This window comes from Streptomyces sp. S063, assembly GCF_002832675.1.
In the GTDB taxonomy this organism is placed as follows: Bacteria; Actinomycetota; Actinomycetes; order Streptomycetales; family Streptomycetaceae; genus Streptomyces; species Streptomyces sindenensis.
On sequence record NZ_CP021707.1, the window covers coordinates 329852 to 348897 of the forward strand.

Annotated in this window: 11 protein-coding genes and 9 pseudogenes; 12 read left to right on the plus strand and 8 right to left on the minus strand. The window is 72.1% G+C overall.

What is annotated here, in order from left to right; translation table 11 throughout:
- Positions 1 to 189 precede the first annotated feature (189 nt).
- Entirely contained in the window at positions 190 to 555 is a 366-nt protein-coding gene (locus CCZ36_RS01565) for an ATP-binding protein (RefSeq protein WP_069735276.1), read from the plus strand.
- A 27-nt stretch (positions 556 to 582) separates the two neighbouring features.
- On the opposite strand, the pseudogene CCZ36_RS01570 reads toward CCZ36_RS01565, so the two are convergent.
- A pseudogene (locus CCZ36_RS01570) lies at positions 583 to 1295 on the minus strand (ribonuclease H family protein).
- A gap of 213 nt (positions 1296 to 1508) precedes the next feature.
- Here CCZ36_RS01570 and CCZ36_RS01575 point away from each other — a divergent pair.
- Positions 1509 to 3404, plus strand: a pseudogene (locus CCZ36_RS01575) (ABC transporter ATP-binding protein).
- Positions 3405 to 3471: 67 nt separating this feature from the next.
- Here CCZ36_RS01575 and CCZ36_RS01580 read toward each other — a convergent pair.
- On the minus strand, positions 3472 to 3738 hold the full coding sequence (locus CCZ36_RS01580; RefSeq protein WP_128816898.1) for a hypothetical protein: 267 nt from the start codon (positions 3736 to 3738) through the stop codon (positions 3472 to 3474).
- Positions 3739 to 3890: 152 nt separating this feature from the next.
- On the opposite strand from CCZ36_RS01580, the pseudogene CCZ36_RS01585 reads away from it, so the two are divergent.
- From CCZ36_RS01585 to CCZ36_RS01620, 7 genes and pseudogenes are all read left to right on the plus strand, one after another.
- Positions 3891 to 4543: pseudogene (locus CCZ36_RS01585) on the plus strand (class I SAM-dependent methyltransferase).
- A gap of 317 nt (positions 4544 to 4860) precedes the next feature.
- Positions 4861 to 5457 (plus strand): carbonic anhydrase, encoded by a 597-nt coding sequence (locus CCZ36_RS01590; protein WP_069735222.1) that lies wholly within the window; start codon positions 4861 to 4863, stop codon positions 5455 to 5457.
- 72 nt (positions 5458 to 5529) lie between these two features.
- Positions 5530 to 6996: pseudogene (locus tag CCZ36_RS01595) on the plus strand (SulP family inorganic anion transporter).
- Between the two features lie 368 nt (positions 6997 to 7364).
- A pseudogene (locus CCZ36_RS01605) lies at positions 7365 to 7642 on the plus strand (polyprenyl synthetase).
- On the plus strand, positions 7635 to 8687 hold the full coding sequence (locus CCZ36_RS01610; RefSeq protein WP_128816899.1) for a polyprenyl synthetase family protein: 1053 nt from the start codon (positions 7635 to 7637) through the stop codon (positions 8685 to 8687). The pseudogene CCZ36_RS01605 and the gene CCZ36_RS01610 overlap by 8 nt, the downstream one beginning before the upstream one ends.
- A 43-nt stretch (positions 8688 to 8730) precedes the next feature.
- The gene (locus CCZ36_RS01615; RefSeq protein WP_128816900.1) at positions 8731 to 10023 is read left to right on the plus strand and encodes an oxygenase MpaB family protein; all 1293 of its coding nucleotides are present in this window, start codon (positions 8731 to 8733) and stop codon (positions 10021 to 10023) included.
- A gap of 219 nt (positions 10024 to 10242) precedes the next feature.
- Positions 10243 to 11997 (plus strand): annotated as a pseudogene (locus tag CCZ36_RS01620) (glycosyl hydrolase family 18 protein).
- A gap of 163 nt (positions 11998 to 12160) precedes the next feature.
- Here the strand turns inward: CCZ36_RS01620 and CCZ36_RS01625 are convergent.
- The 3 genes and pseudogenes from CCZ36_RS01625 to CCZ36_RS01635 form a co-directional block, all read right to left on the minus strand.
- A complete protein-coding gene (locus CCZ36_RS01625) occupies positions 12161 to 12598 on the minus strand; it encodes a DUF2267 domain-containing protein (RefSeq protein ID WP_069735228.1) in 438 nt (145 codons plus the stop codon).
- A gap of 104 nt (positions 12599 to 12702) precedes the next feature.
- Positions 12703 to 13099: pseudogene (locus CCZ36_RS01630) on the minus strand (DUF2267 domain-containing protein).
- Positions 13100 to 13197: 98 nt separating this feature from the next.
- A complete protein-coding gene (locus CCZ36_RS01635; RefSeq protein WP_069735230.1) occupies positions 13198 to 13629 on the minus strand; it encodes an Hsp20/alpha crystallin family protein in 432 nt (143 codons plus the stop codon).
- A gap of 139 nt (positions 13630 to 13768) precedes the next feature.
- Between CCZ36_RS01635 and CCZ36_RS01640 the strand changes: the two genes are divergently transcribed.
- Positions 13769 to 14452, plus strand: coding sequence for an HSP18 transcriptional regulator (locus CCZ36_RS01640; protein ID WP_128816901.1), 684 nt, complete (start codon positions 13769 to 13771; stop codon positions 14450 to 14452).
- A gap of 93 nt (positions 14453 to 14545) precedes the next feature.
- Here CCZ36_RS01640 and CCZ36_RS01645 read toward each other — a convergent pair.
- Together CCZ36_RS01645 and CCZ36_RS34655 are read right to left on the minus strand one after the other, a co-directional pair.
- Positions 14546 to 15330: pseudogene (locus tag CCZ36_RS01645) on the minus strand (SAM-dependent methyltransferase).
- A gap of 127 nt (positions 15331 to 15457) precedes the next feature.
- Positions 15458 to 15613, minus strand: coding sequence for a hypothetical protein (locus CCZ36_RS34655; RefSeq protein ID WP_164873471.1), 156 nt, complete (start codon positions 15611 to 15613; stop codon positions 15458 to 15460).
- A gap of 185 nt (positions 15614 to 15798) precedes the next feature.
- On the opposite strand from CCZ36_RS34655, the gene CCZ36_RS01650 reads away from it, so the two are divergent.
- Together CCZ36_RS01650 and CCZ36_RS01655 are read left to right on the plus strand one after the other, a co-directional pair.
- The gene (locus tag CCZ36_RS01650; RefSeq protein WP_128816902.1) at positions 15799 to 16053 is read left to right on the plus strand and encodes a hypothetical protein; all 255 of its coding nucleotides are present in this window, start codon (positions 15799 to 15801) and stop codon (positions 16051 to 16053) included.
- Positions 16054 to 16093: 40 nt separating this feature from the next.
- Positions 16094 to 17553 (plus strand): annotated as a pseudogene (locus CCZ36_RS01655) (alpha/beta hydrolase family protein).
- A gap of 144 nt (positions 17554 to 17697) precedes the next feature.
- Here CCZ36_RS01655 and CCZ36_RS01660 read toward each other — a convergent pair.
- The gene (locus tag CCZ36_RS01660) at positions 17698 to 19020 is read right to left on the minus strand and encodes a lanthionine synthetase C family protein (protein ID WP_128816903.1); all 1323 of its coding nucleotides are present in this window, start codon (positions 19018 to 19020) and stop codon (positions 17698 to 17700) included.
- Positions 19021 to 19046 lie beyond the last annotated feature (26 nt).

A 19046-nucleotide genomic window follows, 5' to 3' on the forward strand; every position in this document is an offset into this window, starting at 1 on the left:
ACTCTGTCGCTTGCAAAGTATGCGTTTTGCGTCGAGAGTGCATACATGTCGGAAATAGTCAGTTGCGCGGAGTGTGCCCCCGATGACGGAGGTGTCCAAGGTGCCGAAGGCACCCGAAGTGCACACAGCTGGTGGGTCCCCCGATTGCCAGGTGGCGTGCCGGAGGCCCGGCACCGGGTCCAGGAGGCCATGCGGGCCTGGGGCGAACCGGCCGAGCGGATCGAGGCGGCGGCTCTGATAGCGACCGAACTGGTCACCAACGCGGTGCAGCACACCAGCACCCGGCGGATCCGCTGCCGGCTCCTGCGCTCCGCGGGGGGCGTGCGCATCTGCGTGTGGAACCGCGGCCGGGCCCGGATCCCGGCCCCGGCCTCTCCGGCCGACTCGGCAGGCCTTCCCGTCGGCCAGGTCCCGGCGGCGGCCGACCTCGAAGGCGACCCGGCGCTCGCCCGCCTGCCCGAGGACGGCAGGGGCCTCCTGCTCGTCGACGCGCTGGCAGCCCGCTGGGGCACGCGCGCCGCGCTGGCGGGGCGGCTCGTCTGGGCCGACCTCTGAGACTCCCTTCCCCGCCTCCCCGTCCGGTCAGGCGGGGACCGTACGGCACTCCGGGTGGCCCCAGCCGTTCGGGTTCTTCGCGATCGGCTCCTGGGCCGCGTACGGCTTGCCGCAGTGGCACCGGCCCGCGAAGCGCGCCTTGATCGTGCCGCCGGACCGCCCGCTCCGGGACGCGCCCCCGGCCCCCTGCCCTTCGAGCCGCCCGACGCCCCGGACGCCTCCGTACGCCCCTTCGTGGAGCGCGCGGGCGCGGGCACCGGCAGAGCCGTCGCGCCGTGCGCCGTACCGGCCGGAAGCTGGGTGACGGCCACCTCACTGGCCGCCTGGTCGGCGATCGCGTTGAGCGGGTCGCCGTTCACCTGGTGGGCCGGGACATAGCGGAACGTCACCGAGCGGTCGGCGAGCAGGGCGTCGATGCGGGTGACCAGCTCGCGGTTGGCGACGGGCTTGCCCCCGGAGGTCTTCCAGCCGTTGCGCTTCCAGCCCGGCAGCCACTTGGTCACGGCGTTCATGGCGTACTGCGAGTCCATCCGCACCTCGACGGGCACCGCCGGATCGGTGGACTCCAGCAGCTGCGCCAGAGCCGTCAGCTCGGCCACGTTGTTGGTCGCGGCGCCGAGCGGACCGGCCTCCCAGCGCACGGGCTCGCCCTGCGCGTCGGCCACGACCCACGCCCAGGCGGCCGGCCCGGGGTTACCCTTCGACGCCCCGTCACACGCGGCGATGATGCTCTCGTTCATCCCTCGATCATGCCAGCCCCGCATGACCGCTCCGACCGGCCGCGCGACCGGCCGGCCACGACCCCGCCAGGCTCTCCCCCTGCCCCGGCACACCGTCCGTCTTGACCTCAAGCAAACTTCAGGTTCTAGCGTTCTCAGTGAACCCGGGGCCGCACGGCCGACGGGGTCCGCAGGCCGTCGGGCGATCCGGGGCCATCGATATCGGAGCGCCCCATGGACATGGAAGTCACGGCGTGGCATTCGCTGCACAGCGCGATGAACGCCCAGCAGGACCGCCGGCCCTTCTCCCGGGCGTCCTTGCGCCGCATCATGCTCTTCGCCCGCCCCACCGACGGCGGATCCACCGCTTCCTGCTGCTGAGCGTCCTCACCGCGCTGCTCGCGGTGGCGACTCCGCTGCTGGCCGGGAAGGTCGTCGACACGATCGTCAGCGGCGAGGACACCGGCGCGGTCACCCGGCTCGCCCTGCTCATCGCGCTCATCGCCGTCGTCGAGGCCGGCCTCGGTCTGCTCACCCGCTGGCTGTCGGCGACGCTGGGCGAGGGGCTGATCCTGGACCTGCGCACCGCCGTCTTCGACCATGTGCAGAAGATGCCGGTGGCCTTCTTCACCCGGACCCGGACCGGCGCCCTGGTCAGCAGGCTCAACAACGACGTGATCGGCGCGCAGCGGGCGTTCAGCAACACCCTCTCCGGAGTCGTCTCCAACCTCGTCACGCTGCTGCTGACACTCGCGGTGATGCTCACGATCTCCTGGCAGATCACCTTGCTGTCGCTGGTGCTGCTTCCGGTGTTCGTCGTACCGGCCCGCCGGATGGGAGCCGGATGGCGGGACTCCAGCGGGAGGCGGCCGACCACAACGCCGCGATGGGCACCCAGATGACCGAGCGCTTCTCCGCCCCCGGCGCGACGCTCGTCAAGCTCTTCGGCCGCCCCTCGGACGAATCGGCCGAGTTCGCCGCCCGCGCCGACCGGGTGCGTGACATCGGCGTCCGTACGGCGATGGCCCAGTCGGCGTTCATCACCGCCCTCACCCTGGTCTCCGCCCTGGCGCTGGCCCTGGTCTACGGGCTCGGCGGCTTCTACGCCCTGCGCGGCAGCCTGGACCCGGGCGCCGTGGTGGCGCTGGCGCTGCTGCTGACCCGGCTGTACGCGCCGCTCACCGCCCTCGCCGGGGCCCGGGTCGAGGTGATGAGCGCGCTCGTCAGCTTCGAGCGGGTCTTCGAAATTCTGGACCTGAAGCCGCTGATCGAGCAGAAGCCGGACGCCCGCCGGGTGCCCGAAGGGCCGGTCTCCGTGGAGTTCGACGAGGTGTCCTTCGGCTACCCCACCGCCGAGAAGGTCTCCCTGGCCTCGCTGGAGGAGGTCGCCACGCTCGACGACCGGGGCGGCACCCCGGTCCTGCACCAGGTGTCCTTCCGGGCCGAACCGGGCCAGACGATCGCCCTGGTGGGCTCCTCGGGCGCGGGCAAGTCGACGATCGCGCAGTTGCTGCCCCGGCTGTACGACGCGGACGCCGGTTCCGTACGGCTGAACGGTGTCGACGTCCGCGATCTGAGCGCCGACTCGATCCGGGACACGCTCGGCATGGTCACCCAGGACGGGCACCTGTTCCACGAGTCGGTACGCGCCAACCTGCTGATCGCCCGGCCCGACGCCTCCGAGGACGAGATCTGGGACGCCCTGCGCCGCTCCGGCTGGACGGTCTGATCGCCTCGCTGCCCGACGGGCTCGACACCGTGGTCGGCGAGCGTGGCTACCGGCTCTCCGGCGGGGAGCGCCAGCGCCTCACCATCGCCCGGCTGCTGCTGGCCCGTCAGCGGGTCGTGATCCTCGACGAGGCGACCGCGCACCTCGACTCCACCTCGGAGGCGGCCGTCCAGGAGGCGCTGGCCGAGGCGCTGTCGGGCCGGACCGCCCTGGTGATCGCCCACCGGCTCTCGACCGTACGGGCGGCCGACCGGATCCTGGTGCTGGAGGCGGGCCGGGTCGTCGAGAGCGGCACGCACGCGGAGCTGCTGGCGGCCGGCGGCCGGTACGAGGAGCTGTACCGCACCCAGTTCGAGCGGCCGTCATCGGACGGGGAGCGGCCGGTCCAGCCGGTCGGCTGACCCGGGTTCCACGCCCGTAGCGGCGCGCGCTGACGCCGTCCGGCCGGACCCCACCGGGCGGGCGGCGTCAGCGCGCGCCGCTACGGCCGAAGGAGGGGCGCTCGGCGGTTCGCAGCCGTCGCAGGGCGTGGCCGCCGCACCGGCGCCACTCCTTCGGCGAGACCCGCGGGCGGTGCCCGTTGGTGACGAGCGCGTTCACCGATGTCATCGGGTCCGCCGCCAAGGTCTTGGCCAACAGCACGCCGACCACCAGCGGGAGCAGCGTGACGGCCAGGGCGGAACCGGCGGTGGTGACGTGCTCGATACGGGGGCGGCGCGGCGCTTCGGTGGTCATACGGCCATCGAACAGCGGCCGGGTGGCCCGGACAATCGGAGAACGTACTCAGGAGCGCGGGGCCGGCATACTCAGGCGCTCGCCGGGGGACGCTCTCAGCGGCCGGGCACACGGCCCCCGGCCGGCCGCCGGACCACGGAAGGACCGCCTCGATGGGTGACAGCCAGGGACGCGCGGGCGAGGGTCACGGAAGTGAGGCCGCGGCGGTGTTCGACGCGCTCGGCGCGGAGTACGAACGGGCCTTCGCCGCTTCGGCCGCCCACCGGCAGTCGCTGGAGCGGCTGCTGGCCGGCCTGACCCCGGCAGCAGCGTGCTGGATGTGGGCAGCGGGACGGGCCGGCCGACGGCACAGACCCTGGCGGACGCGGGCCACCGGGTGCTGGGCGTCGACGTGTCGCCGGTGATGACCGCTCTGGCGGCCCGGCAGGTACCGGGGGCCGAGTTCCGGTGCGCGGACATCCGTGACCTCCCTCTGGCGGAGGGAGAGTTCGACGCGGTCTGTGTGTACTTCTCGCTGCTCCAGCTGGAGCGCGGCGAGCAGAGCGACCTGTTGGAGCGGCTCGTGCGCTCCCTGCGGCCCGGCGGGCTGCTGGCCGCCGCGACGGTACCGGTGGACGTCGCGGGAGTCGACGCGGTGTTCATGGGGCAGCCGGTCCGGGTGTCCAGCTTCGGCGCCGAGGAGTTCACCGCCCTGACCGCGCGGGCGGGGGTCGCCGTGGAGTGGACGCACAGCGCGCTGTTCACCCCGGACCACCCGGCGGGCGAACCCGAGCCGCACTTCTTCGTGCACGGCCGGCGCATCTGACGCCGCAGACACACCTTTCGGAACTCCCCACCCCTTGGCTATCACAAAGAACAAGCCGAATGAATGACTCGGGTGGCGCATTTACGTTCCTTCACGAGAAGGTAATGCGATAGCAAAGTTCTGGTCTATATGCTCAGGTGTAGTTGTATCCGTGCGGAGCGTCCGGAGGGGGCCTCATGACGGCTGCCGTCCGGCAAACCACAGGTGAGGACCCCTTCACCTATTCCGAACACGCATACGGATACAACTAGCGCATTCGTCAATATGACCCGACCACACCGCTCCCCGGCACCGCCGGATGCAGGAGGCAGGCCACCATGCAGTCCCTCGTAGAACACGCCCGGACATTCACCGAGCACGTCGCCGCGAACGCAAAGGATTTCGAACGTTTCGCGGACGGCCAGACCCCCGAAGCGCTCTTTGTCACGTGCTCGGACTCGCGTGTCGTCCCTTCGCTGATCACCGGCGCCCGCCCGGGGCAGCTCTTCGAACTCCGCACCGCGGGCAACATCGTTCCGCCCTACCCGGGCCGGGACCGGCCCACCGGCGAGGCCGCCACCATCGAGTACGCGCTGTGCGTGCTCCAGGTGCGCGACATCATCGTCTGCGGGCACTCCCACTGCGGCGCGGTGGGCGCGATCCTCCGCGGCGACGACCTCTCCGCCATGCCCGCCGTCCGCCACTGGCTGGAGCGCTCCACGGACGGCCGCACACCCCCCGACGACGCCGGCGACCTCCCCGGCGCGGTCCAGGCCCACGCCCTCGCCCAGCTCGACACCCTGCGGGGCTACCCCGCGGTGCGCGAGCGGCTCGCCGAGGGCTCCCTCGGCCTGCACGCCTGGTACTACGAAGTGCACACCGGCTCCGTCAGCGTGCACCGCCCCGAGCGCGGCACCGAGTTCGCCCGCCTTTGACGGCTCTCCCTCCCCCACGTCCCGCGCGCTCGGCCCCGGCCGGGCGCGACCGTACCCACAAGGGAAGCCATCGTGATTTCCGCGAAGGAACTCAAGAACCCCACGTCGTACGACGTGACCTGCTGGCGTCACTCGTCGTCTTCCTGGTCGCGCTGCCGCTGTGCGTCGGCGTCGCCGTCGCCTCCGGAGTCCCGGCCGAACTGGGCCTGGTCACCGGCATCGTCGGCGGACTCGTCGTCGGCCTCCTCCCCGGAAGCAAACTCCAGGTCAGCGGCCCTGCCGCCGGACTCACCGTCCTCGTCTTCGAAGCCGTCAAGGAGTTCGGCCTGAGCACGCTCGGCCCGATCGTGCTCGCGGCCGGACTGCTCCAGGTCGTGCTGGGCCTGGCGCGCTTCGGTCGCTGGTTCCGCGCCATCTCCGTCTCCGTGGTGCAGGGGATGCTCGCCGGCATCGGTCTGATCATCGTGCTGGGCCAGGTGTACGCCATGGCCGACCTCGAACAGCCGGGCAGCGGTCTCGCCAAGCTGGCCGGGCTCCCCGGTCTCGCGGCGGACATCGTCACGAACCAGGAGGCCCTGACCGCCTTCGGCCTCGGCGCCGGAACGGTCGCGGTGCTGCTGCTGTGGCCGAAGCTCCCGGCCCGGGTCCGGATCGTCCCGGCGCCCCTCGCCGCGGTCGCCCTGGCCACCGCGGTCGCCTCCCTGGCCGGGCTGCGGCCCGCGGTGGCCGATGTCAACGGGCTGCTGAACGCCATCGATCTGCCCGGCGGGCGGAGTTCTCCCGGCTCGCCGATGTGGCGGTCATCGGCACCGTCCTGGCCTTCGCCCTCATCGCCTCGGCCGAGAGCCTGTTCAGCGCGGCGGCCATCGACCGGATGCACGACGGCCCCCGTACCGACTACGACAAGGAGCTGGTGGCCCAGGGTGTCGGCAACACCCTCTGCGGGGCGCTCGGCGCCCTCCCGATGACCGCGGTCATCGTCCGCAGCGCCGCCAACGTCCAGGCCGGGGCGACCACCGCGCTCTCCCGGGTCGCCCACGGTCTGTGGCTGCTGCTCTTCGCCGCGCTCCTGCCCGCCGCCGTCGGGATCATCCCGCTGGCCGCGCTCGCCGGAGTCCTCGTGCACGCCGGGTGCAAGCTGGTTCCCGCCAAGGAGTTCGGCCCGCTCTGGCGCGAACACCGTGGGGAGGCCGTCCTGTTGGCGATCACCGCGATCGCCATCGTGGTGACCAACCTCTTCGAGGGGTCGTGCTCGGCCTGCTGCTGGCCGTGGTCAAGTCGGCCTGGGAGACCTCGCACGTCCAGCTCACCACCCATGAGCTCACCGGCGGCCGGGTCGTGGTGACCCTCACGGGGAACGCCACCTTCCTCCGGCTGCCCCGCATCCTGGAGCAGTTGGAGAAGCTCCCGCAGGACCAGCCCATAGAGCTGGACCTCACCGGACTGCGCCACCTCGACCACGCCTGCCGGGTCGCCCTGGAGAACTGGGCCCGCCGGCACAACAACGCGGAGATCGAACCGGTGACGATCCGCCAGTAAGTTCCCCGCCCGGGGCTTCTCGTCCGGACGAGAAGCCCCGGTAGCGCTTCGTCGCCGCGAGCGATCTCGCGAGGGCGGGTCCGTGGCGAGCACAACAGGAGCCACGGGGGACCCGATCGTCCGCCCCGCCGGACCCAGCCCTGCGACTTCCAGCGCGAAGCGCGTGTCCGCGTCGGACGCCGTGTCCCCCGCCGTCGGTGATCGGCTTGCCGTTCACCAGACTCCGGCCGACCGGCCGGCCCGACGATCGCACATGCGAGCGCCTCGCTCACTCGATGGTGGGTTCTGCCTCCCCACCCCCGGTACGTGGGGATCCTGTGACAGAGGGCGCGACCTGCGCCGGCGAAAGCGTGGAGGCGGGGAGCGGCATGACGAGCGAATCGGGCCACGGCGAAACTCTCGACGAACGTGCGGTGCTGCTCGTGGCCGGGGCGGCCGACCTGGCGGTGAGCGCGATCGGTTCGGCCCTGGGTGCGGTCCGAGGGCTGCTGCGCCGTTCGGACACCGCCGAGCTGGCGGCGGAGGCCGAGCATGAGCTGAAGGCCCGGGGCGGCTGGTGCTGGACCGGTACGCGGCCCCGCCCCCTGCCCATCTGGAGATCCTGGCCCGCCAGGCCGTCGCACGGCGGTCCACCGAAGATGTCTGACCGGTGGGACGCGGCAGCGTTCAAGACCCGGGTCGACGAGGTCCTGCATCAGTTCGTCGCCCGGGAAGTCGATCTGTTCGCGAAGATCGATCCCTCACTCGCTCCGGTGGCCGCCCAGCTGGAGGCCGCCGTCCAGGACGGCAAACGGTTGCGAGCCGCGTTCTGTTACTGGGGATGGCGGGCAGTGGGGCAGCCGGACAGCTCCGCACTGCTGCGGGCGGCCGCGTCCCTGGAGCTGATCCATGCCGCCGCGGTCGTCCATGACGACCTCATTGACGACAGTGCTCTGCGGCACGGCCGTCCCACCGCTCACGTCGCCCTGCGCGGAGCCGTGCGACGGCGTCCCCGTTCCGCAGCGGCCGCCAGGTCGCTGGCCATGCTGGTCGGGGACCTGCTGATGGGGATGGCCGGGCAGTTGTTCGCCACCAGCGGCCTGCCCGCCGCCTATGTGGGCCGGGCCCGTCCGCTCTGGTCGGTTCTGGGCCGGGAGCTGATCGCAGGCGAGTGTTTGGAGATCCTGCGTACCGGAAGTGAGCCGGACACCGATGCGTCCCTACAGGTGATCCGGTACAAGACCGCCAAGTACACCGTCGAGCAGCCTCTGTTGATCGGTGGCGCGCTGGCCGGGGCCGGCGGGCGGCTGCGCGAAGGCTACTCCGCCTACGGCTTGCCTCTGGGCGAGGCGTTCCAGCTCAGGGACGACCTGCTCGGGCTGTTCGGAGACCCCGAGCACACCGGCAAGGCCAACGCGGACGACGTACGCGGGCAACGGCCCACAGCGTTGCTGGCGGAGACCTGGCGCATCGCCGGTGAGGACGACCGGACCCGTCTCCGGGCCCTCCTGGGCCAACGTGGCCTGGACGAAGCCGGGCTCCAAGCCGTGCGTGAGGTGATGTGCCGGTTGAGAGCTCCCTCTCTCGTCGAAGACATGATCACGGCACGGGTGGAGGAAGCTCTCGGCGCCCTCGGAGACCTCGACCTTCCGGCGGGCCCGGCCGATGCGCTCGGCGCGCTGGCGAACTCGGCCACCGTCCGCCTGTTCTGACCCTCGCCACTGTCGGCCGCCTCAACGACAAGGAAGCTACGTCATGAACTACACCGAGGCCTCGATGAACGTCCTGCGGCAGGGCGGCGACGAACTGGCCGACGCCACCGTCGCGGCGCTCTTCGAGCGCGGAGAGGTGGGCAAGTTCAACACCCTGATGCGCCATGTGTCGACTACGGGCACGCCCCTTCCGGACGGGCTGCCCGATGTCGCCCGGGAGTACCTCCGGACCACGAGCGCCCCGCCGGACTGGGTCGACTGGGAGCTGATGGAGAAGGCCCGGCTGTTCTTCATCGACAACAACGTGCACATCTCCACTGCCCTGTCGTTCGCCTCCATGCCGGCCTGCTACGTGGTTCCGCACGTGGCGAGGCTGCTATCGGCCACCCACGGGCTGAGGTACCCCTCCAAACGAATGGCCGAGACCGGCCAGTTCACCGTCTACCTGATGCAACCCGATGCCTTCGAGGCCGGTGGCCGCTTCATCCCCGCCGCCCAGAAGGTCCGACTTCTGCACGCGTCCATCCGACATCACCTTCAGCGCGAGAACCGCTGGGACACCAGCGGGCTGGGAACGCCGATCTGTCAGGAGGACATGATCGGCGGGCAGATGTTCTTCTCCCTGCTCGTTCTCGACAGCCTGCACCGCCTCGGCATCCACATGTCCACGGAGGGGGCGGAGGCCTACTACTACGCCTGGCGCGTGGTCGGGGCGATGCTGGGCGTCGACCAGCAAGCCGTACCCCCTACCCTGGACGACGCCCGAGCCTTCCTGGACCTGTACATGGTCCGGCACATGGGCCCCTCCGAGGAGGGCACTCTGCTCACCCGGCAGCTCATCGATCTCTACGAGGAGGTCGTACCAGGAACCCTCTTCGACCCGGTCGTCTCCGCGCTCATCCGGCACCTCATCGGCGACACCTGCGCCGACTGGCTCCGGGTGCCCCGCTCCTCGTGGGACACCGCCGTCAAGGCCGTACCTCACCTCCTCGGTCTCCTGGAGACGATCGAGGACCGCTCGCCACTGGGCGCCAGGGCACTGGACCACCTCGGCCGTCTCACCACCCTTCTCGAACTGTCCTCGCTCACCCGCGGACGCGTCATGCACTACGCCATCCCCGAACAGCTCAAGGACGCATACGGCGTCACCCCCGCCTCACACCGCGCCCGCCGCTGGAATCCCCCGCCGCCACCTCCTCAAGCTGATCCACGGGCCGACCCGTTGCCCCCTGCCGCACAGGGCCCTGAACCGCCTTCTCCTCGGCGGCCATCCCACAGGGCGCCCCGCCAATTCCCTTGGTCCAGACCTCTTGACGATTGGTCTAGGCCTTCCTAGGGTCACGGCAACACTGCGCGATCGCCGGCGAGAGCCCTGTGCTCCTGGCCCCGCAGGGTTGACGGGCCAGGGATTCCCCTGTCCCCTGGAGCCACTCATGGAGCAGCCTTGAGTACACACATACGATGGCGCCGTACCGGATCCCCGCGGAGCGCCTCCCCCGGCAAGCGGTCCAGGGCCGTCGCGGGAGCCACTGCGCTCCTCGTGCCACTGGCCGCCATGGTGGGCCTCGCGACCCCGGCGCAAGCAGCCGCCTCGGCCACCGCCACCTACACCAAGGCATCCGACTGGGGCAGCGGGTTCGAGGGCAAGTGGACGGTGAAGAACACCGGCACCACTACCCTCTCCGCCTGGACCGTCGAGTGGGACTTCCCGGCGAACACCAAGGTCACCTCGGCCTGGGACGCCACCGTGACCAACTCCGCGAACCACTGGACCGCCAAGAACCTCGGCTGGAACGGCACCCTGGCCCCGGCGCGTCCGTCTCCTTCGGCTTCAACGGATCCGGCTCCGGCGCACCCTCCGGCTGCAAGCTCAACGGCAACCCGTGCGACGGCGGCTCCACCAACCCCGGCGACAACGCCCCTCCGCTCCGGGCAAGCCCACCGCGAGCGACATCACCAACTCCTCGGTGAAGCTGTCCTGGGCGGCCGCCACGGACGACAAGGGCATCAAGAACTACGACGTCAAGCGCGACGGTGCCACGGTCGCAACCGTCACCGGCACCACGTACACCAACACCGGACTGACCGCGGGCACGGACTACAGCTACTCCGTGGTGGCCCGCGACACCGCCGACCAGACCGGACCGGCCTCGGCCGCCACGACGGTCCGTACCACCGGTGGCGGAGGCGGCGGTGAGAACCCCGGCGGCAACGGGAAGATCAACCTGGGCTACTTCACCAACTGGGGCTCCTACACGGTGAAGAACCTCGTGACCTCAGGATCCGCCGAGAAGATCACGCACATCAACTACGCCTTCGGCAACGTGCAGAACGGCAAGTGCACCATCGGCGACGCGTACGAGGACTACGAGAAGTCCTACACCGCCGCCCAGTCGGTCGACGGCAAGGCCGACGCGTGGGACCAGCCGCTGCGGGCCACTTCAACCAGCTGCGCAAGCTGAAGGCGCAGTACCCGCACATCAAGGTCCTCTGGTCGTTCGGCGGCTGGACCTGGTCCGGCGGCTTCGGCCAGGCCGTCCAGAACCCCGCGGCCTTCGCCCAGTCCTGCTACGACCTGGTCGAGGACCCCCGCTGGGCCGATGTCTTCGACGGCATCGACCTGGACTGGGAGTACCCCAACGCCTGCGGTCTGACCTGCGACACCAGCGGCCCGGCCGCGTTCAAGAACATGATGCAGGCCATGCGGGCCAAGTTCGGCCCGGACAACCTGCTCACCGCCGCCATCACCGCGGACGGCTCCAACGGGGGCAAGCTCGACGCCGCCGACTACGGAGGCGCCGCCCCGTACATCAACTGGTACGACGTGATGACGTACGACTACTTCGGTTCCTGGGCGGCGCAGGGTCCCACAGCCCCGCACTCCCCGCTCACCTCGTACCCCGGCATCCCGGCACAGGGCTTCAACTCGGCGGACGCCATCGCCAAGCTGAAGGCCAAGGGCGTCCCGGCTTCCAAGCTGCTCCTCGGCATCGGCTTCTACGGCCGCGGTTGGACGGGGGTCACTCAGTCGGCTCCGGGCGGTACCGCCACGGGCCCGGCCGCCGGAATCGAGCCCGGCAACCAGTACTACAAGGTCCTCAAGACGTCGTGCCCGGCCACCGGCACGGTCGGAGGCACGGCGTACGCCCACTGCGGGAACGACTGGTGGAGCTACGACACCCCGGCGACCGTCGGCACCAAGATGGCGTGGGCCAAGAGCCAGGGCCTGGGCGGCGCGTTCTTCTGGGAGTTCAACGGTGACACGGCCAACGGCGAACTCGTGACGGCCATCAACAGCGGCCTCAAGTAGCCCCGGTACGTTCCCGGGTCCGCCCGCTCCCCACAGGAGCGGGCGGACCCGGGAACCGGAGCATCCGAACTCCCGCGGCCCGGCGGCCGCTGATCTCGTTCACTGTCACCCTGCGGCTGCGCGCGGGACCCGGATTCCGGGACCCGCGCGCAGCCGTGCCGGATCAGGCCGCCTGGGCGAGGAGTTCCGCGCGGCCGAAGAGGAGCGCGTAACCGGGCGGCAGGCAGCTGACCACCTCGGCGACGAGGTCGTCGCCGACCAGCGCGGCGATCTGGCTCAGGACCACCCCAGCGTCCCACCGGGCGGTCGCCGGGGTGCCCCCGGTACGCTCGGCGAGCTCGGCGACGAAGGCGGCCCCGGCGAGCTGCTTCACGGCAGGCACTTCCGCGGTGAACACCCGGGCGGCTTCCTCGGGCAGGGCGGCGGCGAGTGCGACGCGTTCGTCGCCGGTGATCTGGCGGCCGAGCGCCCCCAGCACGGCGCACAGGCTCTCCTCGGCGCGTTCACGCGTGGGGTAGGCGCCCTCGTACCGGATCTTCTCCAACAGCAGGCCAAAGGTCGTGTCCATCGGTGCGCCGGCGTTCCGGGGTTCGTGGGTCATCGTGGCGGCAGCCCTTCTCGTCCGTACTGCTCGTGTCGATGCGCCGTCCGCCCCCGCGACTCGTCGTCGAGCAGGCGCGGGGGCGGACAGCGGTGGATCAAAGTTCAGGTGCTCTTCGGATGCCCGCCGAAGAGCAGGTCATACCCGGGCGGCAGTTGAAGCAGGATGCGTCGGGTGAGATCCTCGCCCGCCGCCTCGGCGGCGACTGAGGACGGCTCCGACGTCCCACCGGGCGGTCTGTTCGCCGGCTCCCTCGATCCAGGCCGCGGTGGCGCGCACGAACCGTTCCGGGGAGAGCGGTTCGGCGGCCTGGAGCGGGTTGAGCAGGATCAGAGCCATGGTCTCCGGGAGCCGGGCGGCCAGTTCGGCCCGTTCCCCGCCCACCAGGTGGGCACCGAGGAGGGCCAGGACGACGCGCGCGGCGCGTTCGGCCTCCCCGTGCGTCTCGTACTCTCCGCGTTCCTGGACCCGGTCCAGGAACGCTTCCCATCGCAGGGTCACCTCAGCCGCCTCCCAGGGTGGTGCGGGCGGGGGCCGGAACCGGGGGGAAGAAGGGGATCTGCGTTCCGGTCCCCGCCGCTGTCGCGGGCCGGCCCGGGTCAGCCCTTGATCTGCTTGCGCCGGGACTCCCCGCCGATGGCGATCTTGCGGGGCTTGGCGCGCTCGGCGATCGGGATGCGCAGGGTCAGCACACCCGCTTCGTAGTCGGCGTCGATGCGCTCGGTGTCGAGCGTGTCCGCGAGGACGATCTGCCGGGAGAAGACGCCCAGCGGACGCTCGGACAGCTCCATCTGCACGTTGTCGGCGTTCACCGCCGGCCGACGTTCGGCCTTGACGGTCAGCATGTTCCGCTCGACGTCGATGTCGATCGCATCCGGCGAGACGCCGGGAAGATCGAAGGCCACCACGTACTCGTCGCCCTCCCGATACGCGTCCATCGGCATCGCCGAGGGGCGCGACCAGGTGCCGGGGCGCAGGAGTTGCTCGGTGATCCGGTCGAGTTCACGGAAGGGGTCGGTACGCATCAGCATGACGGAAACACCTCCGGTCGATCAGGCGGTCAGCCCGCGCTTTTCACCTGCCACCGTTGTAGCATGTCATCCATTCGATGACAACTGACCGTGTCACCGAAAGGATGACGGCATCGTCGAGCGCAGCGAGGAGCCCCCTGTGACCCCACCGACCCAACCCGAACCGCCCCGGCGTTCCACCCCGGACGCCGTCTCCTTCCTTGCCGCGTGGGCGGCCCTCCAGACCATCGACGAGGCGGTCCGCGACGCACTCGGCCACGCCGGGGACGCCACCTCCGGTCCGCCACCGGCCACGGAGCGGGCCGAGGCCCTGGCCTCGCTCCAGCTGTTGCGCGAGGTGCGGGAGCAGCTCGCGGGCTGGGAGACCGGCCTGATCGAGACGGCCCGCGCGGCGGGGGCGAGTTGGGCCGACCTCGCCGACCCGCTGGGCGTCGCGAGCCGGCAGGCGGCCGAGCGGCGCTATCTGCGCCTGCGTCCCGGCTCCGAGGGCAGCACCGGGGAGCAGCGGGTCCGGGCGACCCGGGACCGCCGGGCGGGAGACCGGTCGATCACCGCGTGGGCCCGGCAGCACGCGGCGGATCTGCGGTCGCTCGCCGGGCGGATCGCGGCGCTGACCGATCTCCCCGCCGCGGCGGACGCCCCGCTGGACCGGCTCCGGCAGGCCCTCGGCACCGACGACGCCGCCGCCCTGGTCACCCCACTCACCGCACTGCACCCCCATCTCGCTCCGGGGCACGGTGAGTTGGCGGATCGCGTGGACGCACTGACGCAGCACACCGGTCGGCTGCGTGAGGACACGGCCGCCCGCCGGCGCGGCGACTGACCGCACGAGGGCGGGTCCGGGCACATCCGCCCGGACCCGCCGTACGACCACGACTGCCGGTTCCTGGCTACTGCTGCCGACCACGGCCTCCGGCTACGGTTTGCGGGCGACGAGCCCCCACTGGTCGACCGGCACCGCGTCGTCCTCCTCGGGCCGCCAGCGGTCGATCGGGACGAAACCCGGCTCGACCAGCTCCAGCCCCTCGGCGCACCCAGTGATCTCCGCCGGCTCCCGCACGAGGTAGGGCGGGTTGTCGCCCGACGCGTACGCCTCCTGCGCCGCCAGCGTCTGCGGGGTCTTCACCGTGTCACAGAGCACCAGATGGCTTCCCGACGGCATCCGGGCCAGATACCGCTGGACGACCTCGATGCCCTCGGCCGGCACGAGGTGCCCGAGGGTCGAGAGCAGGAGCACGGCGACGGGCTCGGACAGGTCGAGAGTCTTCGCCGCCTCGTCCACCACCACGTCCGTCGCGGAGAGGTCGGCGTCCACGTAGGCCGTACGGCCCTCGGGCGCGCCGGTCAGGAGCGCCTCCGCGTGGGCGAGGACGATCGGATCGTTGTCGACGTAGACGACGCGGGACACCGGCGCGATGCTCTGCGCCACCTCATGGGTGCTGTTCGCCACCGGCAACCCGGTCCCGACGTCCAGGAACTGACGCACGCCCACCGAGACGAGATGGCGGATCGCGCGGATCTGGAAGGCGCGGGAGGCCCGGGCGATGTCGGCCATCTGCGGGTAGGCCGCGCTCACCGCCTCGGCCAGCTCCGGTCCACCGGGTAGTGGTCCTTTCCGCCCAGCCACGCGTTCCAGACGCGCGCCGAGTGGGGGACGTCGGACCGGATGCTGCGGCGGAACTCGTCGTCGTCGGCGCTCATGGCTCTCCTCTGCCCGCTTCCCGTACCTGACGGTCGACCGGACGCACGCCGACCGGCCCCCGGTGGCGACCGTACCCCGCGCCCCGGCACCACGCACCGGTGACGGAGCGGTCAGGCCCGCGGGCGCTCAAAAAAGCCGGCCCACGAGGCCGAAGATCCAGCTGATCAGCACCGCGAGCAGGATGAAGATCCCGACGGTGATGACACCGCACCACGACCAGCCGCCTCCGGTGTCCAGCCCCCGGTCGTCCCGTCCGCCCAGCTCCCCGTCGAACAGATCCATGCTCCACGCCTCCCCCGTACGCGGAACCCCCGTGTTCCGCGGGAATGCACTCTCCCACACCCTCACGTGGCCACGATACGGATCAGGATCGTGACCATCGGCGTTCAGATGAGGGGCGTGCGCTCCGGGCGACCGCCCGGGAAGCCCAGGCCCTCGGCCGGTGCACGGTCAGCGTCGGCGACCCGGTGCACAACGGCAACCACGTCCGGGCCGAGGCTCCGTGGAACTGTTCCACGCTGCCTCCGTACGGTGGCGCGAAGACCAAGGTGAACCTCTACCGGGACGGCGTCCTGGTGAAGAGCGCCGAGTTCCGGCCGAACGGCCTGCTGAACGCCCGGTACGGCCGGCCCGGCCGTCTCCGTCGGTGCGGTCGGATACGCGTACGGGATGACGTGCGCCGCCGCCGTATGCGCCTCAGGTCGCACACGGGCGCGACGTGAGCCGATGTGCCGGACCCCCGCCGGATCCGACGATGGGCGCATGACCGAACCGACCGCGGGGCTGCCGTTGTCCGCCCCGGAAGCCCTCACGGTGCTCGGGGCGCTCGTCCTCGTCCTGGCCCGCTGGCTCCCCGACCGGCTGCGCGGCCCGGCCGCGCTCGCCGCCGGAGCGTTGCTGGCCGGGTCGGTGACCGTCCTCGTCGCGACGGGGACGCGCTGGCAACTGGTCCCGGTCCTCGTCGTGGCGGCCGCCGCCGGCGGGTTCGCGCTCGCCCCACTGCTCGCCCGGCGCTCCGGCCGCACACCGTGGCGGGCCCGGTGGTGGCTCGCGGTGCCCGGGTCGGTGGTGTGCGCCGCCCTCGTCGCGACGGGGCCGGTGTCGGCGTGGGCGTTTCCCGTACCGGACTTCCCCGCGCCGTCGGGGCGCTTCCCGGTGGGCACCGAGACGGTGGAGTGGTCGGTGCCCGCGACGCGATCCGAGCGGGAGAAGCGACCGCGTGCCGCCGGGCCGCGCCCGCTCGTGGTGCAGCTCTGGTACCCGGCGGGGCGCAGCGCTCCGGAAGCCCGGCGCGCCCCGTACCTCGGGCGTACGGAGGCGGAGGCGCGTACGGTCTCGGCGGCGCTGGCCGACTACGCGGGCGTTCCCGGGTTCCTTCTCGACGGTCTGCCACGCGCCCGGAGCCACGCGGTGCCCGGCGCACCGGTCGCGAACGGCGGCGGACGTTTCCCCGTGGTGCTGTTCTCACCCGGACTGGGCGGTGCGCGCACCCAGAACACCGCCTGGGCCGAGGAACTCGCCTCCCACGGCTACGTCGTGGCGGCGGTCGACCACCCGTACGACTCCGCCGCCGTGGTCCTCTCCGACGGGCGGACCCTCCGTACCCGGGTCGCCGCCACCGGCGACCGGGCGAAGGACCGGGCCCTGGCGGAGAAGTGGACCCGGACGCGGGCGGCGGATCTGCGCGCGATGCTCACCCGGCTGGAGCGGCTGGAACGCGGTGGGGCCGAGGGACGGTTGGCCGGGCGCCTCGACGTCGGCCGGGTCGCGGCCGCCGGGCATTCGATCGGCGGCGCGGCCGCTTTGCGGGCGGCCCGCCAGGACCCCCGGTTCGACGCGGTCGTCGATCTGGACGGCTTCCCGCACGGGCCCGTCGGCGGTCGCTTCGAGCAGCCGGTGCTGGCGCTGACCCAGGAGATCGGGCGGGGCACGGACCCGGACTACCTGCCCCGGCTCACCCGGGTGCTCGAACGGAGCGACGCGACGAGCTACCGGCTGACCGTCCCGGGGCCGCACACCTCACCTTCACCGACGCCCCGCTCTATCTGCCGCCGGTCCCGGGGATCGTGGGCTCCCTGGGCCGTACGGAGGGGCATCGGATCACCGCCGGGGCGACCCTGTCCTTCCTCGACGCCGCCTTGCGCCGCGCCCCCGTCGACGTGCCCGCCGCGCTCTCGGCCCACGGGGAGGTGACGGTTCACCGGCCGGAGGGCGCTCGCTGAGCACCCCGGACCCGGCAGGTCGAACAGTGCGCCGGACGCGATCTTGATGACCGGCCGGTCGGCGAGTTCGCGGTGCACGGGCGATTCCTCCGGCCGGGGCCTCGATGGGCTCGCCCCCACGGTCACACCGGTGCACGACCGCGTTCAGCTCAGCAGCAGGGCGCTGTCCCAGGGGGTGACCGGCGCACGGCCGATGGCGTACGTGTGCAGAGCCAGGGCGATGCCCGCCGCCCCCTCCAGGAAGCCGGGGCGGTCGAGCGGTCGGTGCGCGAGGGCGTGGGCGTAGCGGAAGCCGAACGGGGCCCCGGGGTCGAATCCGTCCAGCACCCGGGCCGCCAACCGGTCGGCGGTGGCGTGGAGTTCCGGGTCGTCGGTGTCCTCGGCGGTGCGCAGCACGATCTGGAGGAGGCCGGCCCAGCCGTGGCACAGCGCGGAGTCACGGATCGACTCGTCGCTCGCCACCGCCAGCGCACCGCGCAGTGCGGCCTCCGCGTCGGCGCGCCACTCCGGCCGGTCCAGCGCGCTTCCGGCGAGGTGGACGGCGCGGGCCGCACCGGCCGCTCCGTAGCACCAGGAGTCCCGACCGCGCTCCGGCGGCTCCCCCTTCTCGATGCGCTCCCGTGACATCAGGTGCGGCCAGCGCGGGCCCGCCTCGTCAAAGGTGCGCAGGCTGGTCAGCAGCGCCATGGTCCGTTCGATGGCCTCGTCCTGGCGGTCCACCCGGACCCCCGCCCGCCAGGCGAGGGCGAGCAGGGCCAGTGGGCCGGGGACACCGTGGGCGAGGCCGAGGTTGACGTGCTCGGGGAGCCCGTGGTCCAGCCCGTCGGTGATCCACCACGCGGGCAGCCGGGAACCGTGCCGGGTGATGTCGTCGGCGGTGGCCACGGCCACGAGGGAGGTGAGCACCTCGGTCAGGGCGGCGCCGGCCGCCTGTCGTGCCTCCTGTGCGTCGGCCGCCAGGTGGCGGGCCAGCAGATAGCGGCCGATCCCGGCGGTGCCGGCGAGGACGTCGTAGCGGCTCCACGCTCCGGCGGGCTCCCCGGCGCGGGTTCGCTCCAGGTCGGCGCGGGCGCGGGTGCGGACCCGGTCGAGGATGTGCCGGTCCAGTCCGGCGAGCATCGCGGTGTAGCCGCCGGAGCCGGCGGCCGTCGTGTGCCCGGCGTACGCGAGCGCCACCATGCCGCCGAACAGCGACTGGGGCGCCGGCCTGACCCCGGCCGCGAGGCCCGCGGACAGGTGCGCGTGGGCCCGGTGGCGCAGGGCCGCGTCCGTGGTGGCCAACTCGGCGTACAGCAGGGCGACTCCGGGGTGGCCGTCGGAGAGCTGGAGCGCGTCCCATACCGGTTGGGGGTCGCCCGGGTAGTGCATGAGGTTGTCCGGCGCACCAGCGGTCCGGGCCACCCGCTCGGGGTCGGCCAGCCGGTCCGCGATCTCGGCGACGACCCGGGCGGCGGCCCCCCGGTGCACCGGTTCGCGGGACGAACGGCCGGCCG